This window comes from Paenibacillus praedii (genome assembly GCF_049725345.1).
In the GTDB taxonomy this organism is placed as follows: Bacteria; Bacillota; Bacilli; order Paenibacillales; family Paenibacillaceae; genus Pristimantibacillus.
In genome coordinates this window covers 96,651-107,598 of sequence record NZ_JBMWAM010000014.1, presented here as the reverse complement: position 1 = coordinate 107,598, position 10,948 = coordinate 96,651, and the positions used below count along the sequence as shown (strand labels likewise).

The following is a 10,948-nucleotide window of genomic DNA, read 5'->3' as shown; positions in this document are numbered from 1 at the left end:
TGCATATATTCAGCTATCCATCTGTATAAGGTGTTGTCACTTATCCCCAGTTCACGGGCTACCTGCGCCACCGTCTTGCCTTCTTCTTGAATCATTTGGACGGTCTGTAATTTGAAATCCTTGTCGTACTTTTTCGTCATGTCGATCACCTCGAATTTAGATATTTTTATTCTATCTCATTCTCGGTTCACCATGTCTACTTTTCAGTCTAACAGCAGACTTACAAATGAAAGTGAATCAATATCGTATCTCGCCACCTCATTTGGTAACTTATCTAAAACGGTTATAATATGTCCATTATAAATTACAAGATCATTTGACAATGATTATTATTATCGGTTAAGATGATATTTGTAAATCCTCACTATACTTTTTTTCATTACTAGGGTTGAAGAGATGAGGGGAATTCCTCAAGACACTCTGAATTCAGGGAGTAGTGCTAAGTGAATGGTCCAACTATTCTTTTAAATATAAATGATCTCTCTGTTTCTTATGACGGAAATAAAAATGTATTAAATCATATATCTTTTCATGTCAAGAAGGGGGAATTTATAAGCCTCATTGGATCTAGCGGATGTGGAAAAAGCACCCTGCTCAATGGGATCGCCGGATTTATTACTCCTTCGACCGGTAATATCCTCGTTAATGAAAACATTGTTAAGAAACCAGGACCCGATCGAGGGGTTGTTTTTCAAGATCTCGCTTTATTCCCCTGGTTGAATGTCATTGAAAATGTGGCTTTTGGTTTAAAATTGCGTGGAATGAATAAGACAGAAAGGTTAGAACGCAGTGCTGATGTCATCCGTCTAGTTAGTTTACAGGGATATGAATACGCGAAAGTTTCAGATTTATCCGGCGGTATGAAACAACGGGTCGCCATTGCACGAACGATTGTAACCGAGCCGGAAATCTTACTTATGGACGAGCCTTTTAGTGCACTGGATGCTCAAACCAGAGAGTTATTGCAGGACGAATTAATGAGAATCCAAGAACAAACCGGAATGACAGTAATTCTTGTAACACACAGCATTGATGAGGCTGTTTATTTATCTGATCGAGTCCTTATCCTGCAAAAGGAAACGGGAAAGATACAAAATATGCTCGATATTACTTTGAGACGCCCTCGTCATCCTGATAATCGAGTAGATTTAAGTTTTAATGAATTTAAAAAACAACTTATGCTTGAATTGAGGAAAGACTAAAGTGCAAAACAAGAGAACTACATACCAAGTAAAAGAATTAAAGGAGCTCGATTAACGTGTTAAAAAAGATAAAGATACCCTTCGTCAGTTTACTCACCATAGTAATTCTCTTTGTTTTTATGATAGCAGGGTGCAGTTCCAAGCAATCAGTCGCTCCAAAACAAAATGAGGTAATCAGAATTGGTTATATTAATCTTATCTCAATGGCACCGGCTATTATTGCAGAAAAGCAAAATCTTATGCAAAAGCAAGGTATAAAAGCGGAGTTTTACTCTTTTGGAAACGGACCTGATTTAAACAAAGCGTTAACTTCAGGAAAGGTAGATTTTGCTTATACAGGTATTCCTGTCGCAGTGAATTGGGCTTCACGAGGTGCAGATATTGAAGTAATCGCAAAAGTAGGGGATGGGAAATTTGGTCTATTAACGAAGGATAATCCAACCACCTCCCAAACTTTTGATTTAAAGGGAAAGAAAATAGGGTTTTTAGGGAAAGGAACCGGATCTGACATTCTTATACGCGGCTTCTTATTACCAGAAGAACATCTAGAAGAAAACTCCGTAAACTTAGTAGAAATGACAATGACTAATATGGAACAATCCCTCATTAACAACACGATTGATGCTGCTCTTGCCGGTGAACCGTACGTTACATTCGCAGAATTGCGTGGATTAAAAGTCGTTAAACAACTGCCTGACCCTGCTATCGTTGTGCTTGTCGGCAAATCATTTGCAAAAGAACATGGGGACTTAGTGGAAAAGTTTATTCAGGGCCATCTGGCCTCCATTTCTTATATAAACGAGCATCCAAAAGAATCTGCTGAAGTTCTATCCAAATCGTTTAATGTACCGGAAATTAAAGCGGAGGGAAAAACATGGACACCTGCAGAGGCCATGGAAAAGGCAATGACGAAACATCAATTCGCAGCCAAATTTTCTGGTGACGATATTAAGTTTTATCAACAAATTGCTGATGCCAATCTTCGTTTGAAGTTAATTGATAAACCTTTCGATATCAATTCCATTATGAATTTGACTTGGATTAAATAGCTAATATTTATGGGGAAACATATTTGGGGCCTCTTATCTGTTCCGTTTGTTCTTCTCGTATGGATGGTGATTGCAGGTCACTATCCCTCTATTGTTTTTCCTGGTCCGGGAAAGGTGTTTGCTGAATTTGTAAAGCAACTTCAAACAGGAGATTTTTATCATCATGTCGGGATTAGCTTATATCGTTTGGTAATTGGCTTTTCTATTTCACTTATTTCTGCGATTGTTATTGGTACCTTTGCTGGAATTAGTACTGCTTTTCGTCAATTTATGCATCCTATGGTTACCTTTTTTCAAGCAACACCTCCCATGGCCTGGGCACCATTACTGATTCTTCTTATGGATCTAGGAAATCCACCCATAATTGCAGTCATTGTGATCGCAGCATTTTTTCCGATCTTGGTTAACGTCGTTCAAGGCATGGAGATGATCAAAGAATCCCATATTAGGGCCGCGTTATCCTTGGGGGCAAGTAAATCTCAACTTGCATTGCACGTATACCTGCCTGAGGTTATGCCCTCAGCGTTTAGCGGAATTATCGTAGGATTTGGTATTGCTTGGCGCTCGTTGGTGGCAGCAGAGATGATTGGCAGTAACGTCGGAATCGGGTGGCTTATTTCGTCCAGTGGCCAAATTGGGAACTCCCCATTGGTTATGGTCGGCATTATCACCATTGGGATCTTGGCCATGATTTTCGAGTTCGTATTACTGCGCCCCTTAAAGAAACGTTTTGCATCGTGGGCAACGAAATAATTTAACAGCTCAAAAGTCATCATGGATGGCTGAGGGATTGCTTTTTTTATTACATTTTAGAGAAAACGGAAAATTAATGCCTTTATGTTTATTTAATGTATTTGGCAGCTATCGCAGTTACATCAGAACAAATAAGTGGTTTTATACTATGTCTTTATAAGTCTTGAGAGTTGGTACGATATTCCTATAGTTATTTATTATGAATGTGCATTGGTGAAATGGGAGTATTCCATTAGAATAACTTTCTATGATAATGACGAGGGAGTGGCATGACTCGTATATTTAACTTGAAGTAGTGAAGAACAGTTGATATTTATATCAGCTTAAGTCTGATCAAGTATATAACGGATAATAGATAACACTGACTCTTTGAGGTGTCAGTGATCTAAAGGATTTTATTAAGAGACTTGGAATTGATTTTAAAGCAAATGTTTTGAATCAGATCATTTTATATAAATATCTTTGGATCGATAAATTGACAGTAAAACGTGCAGATGCAGAGAAGGGCAATAAATTGAAGTTTGAAATAGATTGGATTGGAGATATTAGAGACGATAGTAAGATAATTTGCAAGCAGATTCGAAGAAGTCGGGTACTTCGGTTAACACAGTATTCACCCTAAGGAGCCTAACGGCTCTCCTTGGTCTGATCGAGGCATTTCGAGGAAGTGGAGTCAGGCAGACAACCCTGCATTCGCCAAGTCGTCAGTGATAAACATTCAACTACCATGAAAATTAAAATCTGGCAGTCGAAGAAAAAGAACAGCACTTAAGAAGACGCGGCTCATTCATTTTTTAAAAATATGCAGCGCCTAGGATATTGGTGACGTGTGAATCAGGAAACTTCGGAAATGGGGCACAGTACTGTGCTCTTTTTTTTCAACGAGTTATTTCCTGACAACCCAACAATGCCCCTTAACATCAACAAAAACTCCCAGACCTCAGGATCATATTCTACCCCATTCTTCCTTGCCCCGTAAGCGTCAAACCCTGCACACCTTCAACATCTTTAAATCCCATGAGAAGATGAAGGCAACCTAACTCAATCAGGAGTTTGTCTCTCATGACGAAACTGGAAGCTCGCCGCCTTGAATGGGCATCTCGCATCGCGGACTACAGGGCCAGCGGGCTTACCATGTCCGCATGGTGCGCTGCTCATCACATCACGAAAGATCAACTGAAATATTGGCTTTACAAAAGAAGGGAATCCTCAACTCCGCCCGAATCCTCTCCCCATAATCGCTGGGTCTCGATTTCCGTTGCAGATCTAACGCCTGCCATGACTTCAACTTCACTTGTCGTTCAAGTCGGACAAGCCCGTATCGAGATTCAAGCCGACTTCGACCCCCAGCTGCTCCGTAAAATTGTACACGCATTAGAAATGCCATGCTGACGCTATCGAGCGCCCAGCGCGTCTACCTCGCGTGCGGTCCAACAGATTTGCGCAAGTCCATCGACAGCCTTGCCGCCATCGTGCAAGAAGGATTCGGTCTGGACCCCTTCTCCCCATGCCTGTTCGTGTTCTGTAACCGCGAGCGAAATAAGCTCAAAATCCTCTATTGGGAGCATAACGGCTTCTGGCTGTTCTATCGCCGCTTGGAGCGAGGCACCTTTCAATGGCCCACCGGCAGTGAAGGTGCCGTCACGGTCTCCTCCCGCGAGCTTCGCTGGCTACTCGACGGACTTGCCCTTAGCCAGCGGCAAGCCCACCCAAAAGTGACCGCCGAAACCGTCATTTAATGCAGATGTTCGCCATTTTGACATACCTGGCAGCAGGGTTGCCGCTTCCAAGAGAGAAAATGTAGCGTATGGAAAATTGGACGGATTTAACCTCTACAACTGAAGATTATGCGAAAACAATCGCCAAGCAAGATGTGCAGATCGCAGAGCTCACAGCCAAACTGAAATGGTACGAAGAGCAGTTTCGTCTTGCGCAGCAGAAGCGCTTTGGCGCTTCCAGCGAGAAGACGAATCCGGACTAGATGGAGCTGAATCTGTTCAACGAAGCGGAGCTGCTGGCAACCCCTGCTGGCGAAGAGCCGCCAATGGAGAAAGTCACCTACGAGCGTCGCAAGCAAACGGGCAAGCGGGAAGAAGACCTCTCCAAGCTGCCGGTCGAGACGGTGACGTATGAATTGGCCGAAGGTGATCAAGTCTGCACGTGCTGCGGCGGATCTCTGCATGGAATGTCGACGGAGACGCGCAGCGAAATTGCCATCGTACCGCCGCAGGTAAAAGTCATTCGGCATGTGCGGAACGTGTACGCGTGCCGTCATTGCGAGCGTGAAGAATTGCAAACGCCGATCATCACCGCGCCAATGCCGAAACCGGTTTACCCCGGCAGCTTGGCTTCACCTTCAATCATGGCGCATGTGATGTGTCAGAAGTATCTGGAGGGTTTGCCGCTGTATCGGCAGGAGCAACAATTTTCTCGCTTTGGTTATTCGCTTTCCCGGCAAACCATGGCGAATTGGATGATCTATGGCGCGGAACATTGGTTGCTGCCGCTGGTTGAGGCGATGAAAGAGTATCTGCTTCGCCAAGAGGTATTGCATGCAGATGAGACTACGCTTCAAGTGCTGCGCGAGGAAGGGAAATCGGCGGAGTCACATTCGTACCTGTGGTTGTACAGAACGGGGCGCGGCACAAGCCCGGCTGTGGTCTACGATTACCAGCGTACCCGCGGTGGCGAGCATCCGCGGAATTTCCTCGCAGGCTTCAGCGGTTATTTGCATGTAGACGGGTACCCAGGCTATCACAAGGTGCAAGGCGTGAAGCTAGTCGGCTGCTGGGCGCACGCTCGCCGAAAGTATGACGAGGCAATCAAGTCTGCTCCGCCAGAAACGAATGGACTCGCAACGACGGCAGGCCAGGGGCTCGCGTATTGCAATCAGCTGTATACGATTGAACACGATTTGGCCGAAGTTTCGCCAGAGGAACGGTGTTCCGAACGCCAGAAACGAAGCAAGCCGGTGTTGGATGCCTATTATGCGTGGCTGAAACAGCAGCGATCTCGCACCTTGCCCAAGAGCATGCTCGGACAAGCCATTGCCTATAGTCTGAATCAGTGGGAGAAGCTGACGGCTTATCTGACTGACGGGCGACTGGAGATGGACAACAATCGCAGCGAACGCTCGATTAAGCCATTTGTCATTGGGCGTAAGAACTGGTTGTTCGCCAATACGCCGCGAGGAGCGAAAGCAAGTGCGGCCATCTATAGCGTGATCGAAACGGCGAAGGAAAATGGTCTGCATCCGTACAACTACCTCAAATATCTATTTGAGCAATTGCCGCAGATCGCCGATCAGCTCGACGCAGCCACACTAGAATCGCTCATGCCGTGGTCTACTGCTCTCCCGGCAAGTTGCCGCATGAACAATTAGCTCGATTATAAGTTAAATCTCGCTCCCGCCGCTAGGTGGGGGCTATTTGACGCTCACCTTTGCTCGAGGTGTCGATAAAACCGACACCTCTTTTTCGTGTTCTTATCATTTACTCGTAGAAGCTTGATTGTATTCGGATATTTACGAACTCAATTCAAGACATGAACAACATTGGGTGTATGGAAGTGCGTTTGGGGGAGTTGGAGTTTTCTTTATAGTGTTGAGATTTCGAAGTTAAGAGGTACCAGACCTTCAGGCATGGAGGTAAAACTCCAAATACAGTAATCACGGAGTGACAAACATGTCTGTTGAAACTAATGTAATAGAGATTGGAAATGTTAACATACTCATAGGACAAAATTCCAAATGCATAGGTATTGGTGACGGGAGTGTGGTCACCAACATGAAAAAACGAGGAAGAAAACCTTTTAAGAAAAAGGACCTTATTTTCAGTTATATACCTAGTCATACCCAATACACTCCTCAACAACTCGAGGAGTATCGAGTAAAGGAAGCACAACTGATTCAATATGTTATTGATCATCTGCTGATAAAGGACGCTCCTTCAATATGAGGGAGCTTTTTTCTTTACCCGTGTTTGGACTTTGTTTATAATTAAGGAAACTCTTTTTGAACAAGGTGATATGGATGGCTATCGGTATATACGTTCGAGTGTCAACAGCGGGACAGTTAGATAATACGAGCCTCGACGAGCAAATTCGAATATGTAAAATAAAGGCGAAAGAGTTAAACGCTTTTGATTCTAATATTAGGGTTTATTCAGATGAAGGACGCAGTGGTGAAGATATTGATACAAGACCAGAGTTATTGAAATTAAGAGAAGATGTTGCGAATGGACTTATATCAGACGTTATTTGCGCTCATCCCGATCGATTTAGTCGTGAACTTGCAGATAAATTAATTGTATGCCGCGAGTTTGAAAAGTGTAAAGTTAAGTTGCATTACACTGATGTTTACTTTGCGAATTCACCTGAAGGGAAATTATTTTCTGATATTATTGGCGCGATAGCTTCCTATGAGTTGGCATTAATAAGAAAGAGAACAGTTCGTGGCAGGCTATCGAAAGTTCGAGAATATAAAAAAATCATGCCAATGCGAGTAGCACCTTTCGGTTATGATAAGGACGAAAATGGTCAATTGGTTGTCAATAAAGATGAAAAACAGTGGGTCCAAATGATTTATGAGTGGTATGTTCATGAGAGGTTAACTTTACGACAGATCGGAGAACGACTACACGGGAAGGTTCGACCAAAACGAAATGAGAGTCCTAATTGGAATGCGACAAGTATTAGTCGGATCTTAACGTCAGAAATCTACATTGGGAAATATTATTATAATCGTCGTGCTAGTGAAAAGGTTAGAGGAAAATTAACTAAGGAAGGTAACCCAAAAAAGACATACACTATTCGTGATGAGAAGGACTGGCTTGAAATCGAAGTCGAGCCAATCATTGATATTGAAATGTGGAATCTAGCCCAAAAGCAACGAAAAGATAATAATACTAATAAACATGTTGGTAACAACAAGTATCATTACCTGCTTAAATCTTTATTGAAATGCGGACATTGTGGAAGGAGATTTGATGCCACTACTTATCCTGGGGCAAAAAACCGTGATACTGGTGAAGAGTATAAAGTGCGCCATTACCGCTGCCCAAACACAGTACCAAGAAAATACGGACCAGAAATAAATAAATGTGTAGCTGTATCTCTTAATGCTGATCAAATTGAAGGATATATCTGGAACCAAGTCCTGCAAATAATTACTGATCCTGAGAAGTTCATATCCAGATTTCAAGGTCAAGGAAATGAAGCAATTAGTGAGGTAAGGAACAGAAAAGGTTTGTTCGAAAAAGAGTTGACGAAAAAGATGAATGCACTTGAAAAAGTTGAACGTGCGTATTTCGAGGCTGACTCTGATTCTGAAGAACGGCGTCTTGATAAACTTCGGAAAGACTATAAAAATGAAAAAACTTCCCTTGAAGAAGAAATTAGAAATTGTCAAGCAAAGATAGACGCTCATCGTATGGAGGAATTAACCTCTGAACAGATTACGTATATGGTGAAGAAGCTTCGCGAACAAATTCAAGATGGAATTGAAGTTCCGTTTGAGTCTAAACGTGATATCGTGGAGATGTTATTTGAGGAAATCATTGTTACAGTAAATCGCACTGATGATGACGATAGGACAGGTGGAACAAAGATTGATATTACATCAATCGGGATTTTCGATAAGTTATCGCAAGATGTAATTAATAGTGGAGTTTGTTCACAACCTCAAAAAATTCGATAATACAGGGGAAGATTTAGAGGATCTGATCTCGATCGGAACGATTGGATTGATCAAGGCGATCGAGAGCTTTCAGACCGGTAAAGGGACGAAACTCGCTACGTTCGCGGCTCGCTGTATCGAGAATGAAATACTTATGCACTTGCGGTCTTTAAAGAAAACACGGAAGGACGTTTCTCTTCACGATCCAATTGGCACGGACAAGGAAGGCAATGAGATTACGTTAATTGATATCCTCGGCACCGAGGCCGATGATATTGTCGATAAGGTGCAGTTGAAGATTGAGAAATCGAAGATCTATAAGAACCTTGATATACTCGATGACCGTGAGAAGGAAGTGGTCATTGGCCGGTTTGGGCTGGAGCATGGCGGGGATGAGCGGACGCAGCGGGAGATTGCGAAGGAGCTGGGGATTAGTCGGAGTTATGTGAGTCGAATTGAAAAGCGGGCTTTGATGAAGCTGTATCATGAGTTCTACAAAGCAAAAAAATAAATAAGCTTACGGAACAATAGCGTTTGCCATACGGACGAAAGACCATCGAATATCTTCGATGGTCTTTTCGACTTTATCTTTCTTTAACCTAATCCTTTATATGATGAAAGACGGTCAAATTCAATATAAGTACCGTAAAGGGAAAGTTCCTGCAAAACGTTGCAGCTGCCTTACTTCATAATTATCAATGGTTAAAAAAGCACCGATAAGGTGCTTTTTTGTCACGCATCGAGCGGAGCGGCCAACACGATTTCACCGCGAGGCGTATCCCCGAAAGCGTCCGGCTCCAGCGTGATAGCGATCGTATCATAGCCTTGATCTTGCAAGGTATAGTAGATGGCTCCCGTACCGCTGTCCGGGATAAAAGTTCCCGCGCTGTATTTGTCCTCCCCCTTGATCATCCACACTTGAAACGCCTGGGTGCCCTCCAGCTCGGGCAGCTGTTCCGCCTGAACCAACAGGTGGGTACCCGTCTTGTCAATGACGATGGTGGCCAGACCTTGCGCGACGATATCCTCAGCTGCGGGATGCAGCTTGACGGCTTGGTTAACCTTCAACTCCTGAATCGGAGCGTTCGGTGATGCGTCCAACCGGCTTTGCAAATTGCCGACCGTTTGGCGAAGCTGCAAGGTGTAAGGAACGAGAACGAGCATAGCGGCGGCAAGGCCGATCGAGAGATAACGGGCGATTGGATAGCTTTTCTTCCGGATAGGCTCCGAGCGAAAAGCTTTTGCATCGGTATTCACTTCGAATGTCGTGTTCGTGTTTGCAGCTCTCTGCCTGTTGGCTTCTTGATCTTGAGCCAAGACGGCAGGTTCGCTTTCTTGCGAGAGCACTCTCCCGAGAATGCGCTCCTTCATGCCTGAGGGAACGGGGATCGGATCGGCTGCTAGCGGGAACTGTCCGATGATCTCCTGCAGCTCGCTGCGCTGCACTCGACACGCCTCGCATTGTTTAATATGTTCCTCGAAAGCAGCGGCTTCTTCCTCGGAGAGACCGCCTAGCAGGTATAGCTCAAGAAGCTCGCAATCCTTACTTGCAGGCTTGGTCATACGTCGCATCCCTCCTCTCCAAATCTCCCAATCGATCTTTGAGATGCTTCATTGCCAGACGAATTCGGCTCTTAACCGTTCCAAGCGGAATTCCCTTGTTCTCGGAAACTTCCTGATGGGTATAACCCTGATAATAGATGAGATCCAGCACTTGCCGCTGATCGTCGTTTAACTGTTGAATAGCGTCCTTCACTTTCTCGCCTACCCATTTCTTGTCATATTGTTCTTCCGGCGTTCCATCAGCATCGACTAGCGTCTCGAGCGGTGCCTCGTCCATGGTCTGAATGGCCGTCCGATTCTGCCGCTTGCGAAGCTGATCGATGGCAATATTTCGCGTAATCGCGAACATCCAGGTCGACACTTTTCCGTGCGCGGCATCGTATCGGCTGGCATGATTCCATATGCGCATAAAAAGCTCCTGCACGATCTCCTCGGCCAGCATAGCGTCTCCGACGAATCGGTAAGCGAAAGCGTAGACCGTCTTCTCGTAACGGTCGTACAACCGCGTCAACGCGGCGGCATCCCCGTTCGATATGCTGCGAAGAAGATGCTGTTCTTCTTCCTGCGGATCTATCATGGTAGCGCTCCTTTCCAAAGCTACCTCTCATTATAAAGATTCGCTTGCGGAAATAAAGTGGATCATAGATAAAAAATTTTGAGAGGAGTAGTGATCCAAAAGCAATAACGTTCCGTAACAGTGGATACAA

11 protein-coding genes and 1 pseudogene are annotated in these 10,948 nt (G+C 44.3%); 9 read left to right on the top strand and 3 right to left on the bottom strand.

Annotation, left to right across the window (positions count from 1 at the left end; all coding sequences use genetic code 11):
* Positions 1–140 (bottom strand): transposase (locus tag ACO9K6_RS14375; protein ID WP_424768255.1); only part of this gene is annotated, 140 nt, incomplete at its 3' end.
* Between the two features lie 303 nt (positions 141–443).
* On the opposite strand from ACO9K6_RS14375, the gene ACO9K6_RS14370 reads away from it, so the two are divergent.
* The 9 genes and pseudogenes from ACO9K6_RS14370 to sigK all read left to right on the top strand — a co-directional run bounded on the left by ACO9K6_RS14370 (position 444) and on the right by sigK (position 9,189).
* Positions 444–1,202: an ABC transporter ATP-binding protein gene (locus ACO9K6_RS14370; RefSeq protein ID WP_424768249.1), complete on the top strand. Its 759-nt coding sequence runs from the start codon at positions 444–446 to the stop codon at positions 1,200–1,202.
* 56 nt (positions 1,203–1,258) lie between these two features.
* Positions 1,259–2,251 carry an ABC transporter substrate-binding protein gene (locus tag ACO9K6_RS14365; RefSeq protein ID WP_424768248.1) on the top strand — a complete coding sequence of 331 codons (993 nt, stop codon included), beginning with the start codon at positions 1,259–1,261 and terminating at the stop codon, positions 2,249–2,251.
* Between the two features lie 9 nt (positions 2,252–2,260).
* Positions 2,261–3,004, top strand: a complete 744-nt coding sequence (locus ACO9K6_RS14360; protein WP_424768247.1) for an ABC transporter permease — start codon at positions 2,261–2,263, stop codon at positions 3,002–3,004.
* A 1,062-nt stretch (positions 3,005–4,066) separates the two neighbouring features.
* The gene (tnpA, locus tag ACO9K6_RS14355; protein WP_424768246.1) at positions 4,067–4,396 is read left to right on the top strand and encodes an IS66 family insertion sequence element accessory protein TnpA; all 330 of its coding nucleotides are present in this window, start codon (positions 4,067–4,069) and stop codon (positions 4,394–4,396) included.
* Entirely contained in the window at positions 4,390–4,743 is a 354-nt protein-coding gene (gene tnpB / locus ACO9K6_RS14350; protein ID WP_424768245.1) for an IS66 family insertion sequence element accessory protein TnpB, read from the top strand. The genes tnpA and tnpB overlap by 7 nt, the downstream gene beginning before the upstream one ends.
* A gap of 68 nt (positions 4,744–4,811) precedes the next feature.
* Positions 4,812–6,386 (top strand): annotated as a pseudogene (gene tnpC / locus ACO9K6_RS14345) (IS66 family transposase).
* 301 nt (positions 6,387–6,687) lie between these two features.
* Complete coding sequence (locus ACO9K6_RS14340; RefSeq protein WP_424768244.1) at positions 6,688–6,960, top strand: hypothetical protein; 273 nt, start codon at positions 6,688–6,690, stop codon at positions 6,958–6,960.
* A 74-nt stretch (positions 6,961–7,034) separates the two neighbouring features.
* Positions 7,035–8,699, top strand: a complete 1,665-nt coding sequence (locus ACO9K6_RS14335) for a recombinase family protein (RefSeq protein WP_424768243.1) — start codon at positions 7,035–7,037, stop codon at positions 8,697–8,699.
* Complete coding sequence (gene sigK / locus ACO9K6_RS14330) at positions 8,662–9,189, top strand: RNA polymerase sporulation sigma factor SigK (RefSeq protein WP_424768254.1); 528 nt, start codon at positions 8,662–8,664, stop codon at positions 9,187–9,189. Before ACO9K6_RS14335 ends, sigK begins: the two co-directional genes overlap by 38 nt.
* 221 nt (positions 9,190–9,410) lie before the next feature.
* Here sigK and ACO9K6_RS14325 read toward each other — a convergent pair whose 3' ends face one another.
* Both ACO9K6_RS14325 and ACO9K6_RS14320 read right to left on the bottom strand, forming a co-directional pair.
* On the bottom strand, positions 9,411–10,241 hold the full coding sequence (locus ACO9K6_RS14325) for an anti-sigma factor (protein WP_424768242.1): 831 nt from the start codon (positions 10,239–10,241) through the stop codon (positions 9,411–9,413).
* Complete coding sequence (locus ACO9K6_RS14320; protein ID WP_424768241.1) at positions 10,222–10,818, bottom strand: RNA polymerase sigma factor; 597 nt, start codon at positions 10,816–10,818, stop codon at positions 10,222–10,224. The genes ACO9K6_RS14325 and ACO9K6_RS14320 overlap by 20 nt, the downstream gene beginning before the upstream one ends.
* Positions 10,819–10,948 lie beyond the last annotated feature (130 nt).

Coding starts and splice junctions, on each gene's coding strand:
- ACO9K6_RS14360 (WP_424768247.1), top strand. CDS start 2,261: ATGGGGAAACATATTTGGGGCCTCTTATCTGTTCCGTTTGTTCTTCTC.
- tnpA (WP_424768246.1), top strand. CDS start 4,067: ATGACGAAACTGGAAGCTCGCCGCCTTGAATGGGCATCTCGCATCGCG.
- tnpB (WP_424768245.1), top strand. CDS start 4,390: ATGCTGACGCTATCGAGCGCCCAGCGCGTCTACCTCGCGTGCGGTCCA.
- ACO9K6_RS14340 (WP_424768244.1), top strand. CDS start 6,688: ATGTCTGTTGAAACTAATGTAATAGAGATTGGAAATGTTAACATACTC.
- ACO9K6_RS14335 (WP_424768243.1), top strand. CDS start 7,035: ATGGCTATCGGTATATACGTTCGAGTGTCAACAGCGGGACAGTTAGAT.
- ACO9K6_RS14325 (WP_424768242.1), bottom strand. CDS start 10,241: ATGACCAAGCCTGCAAGTAAGGATTGCGAGCTTCTTGAGCTATACCTG.
- ACO9K6_RS14320 (WP_424768241.1), bottom strand. CDS start 10,818: ATGATAGATCCGCAGGAAGAAGAACAGCATCTTCTTCGCAGCATATCG.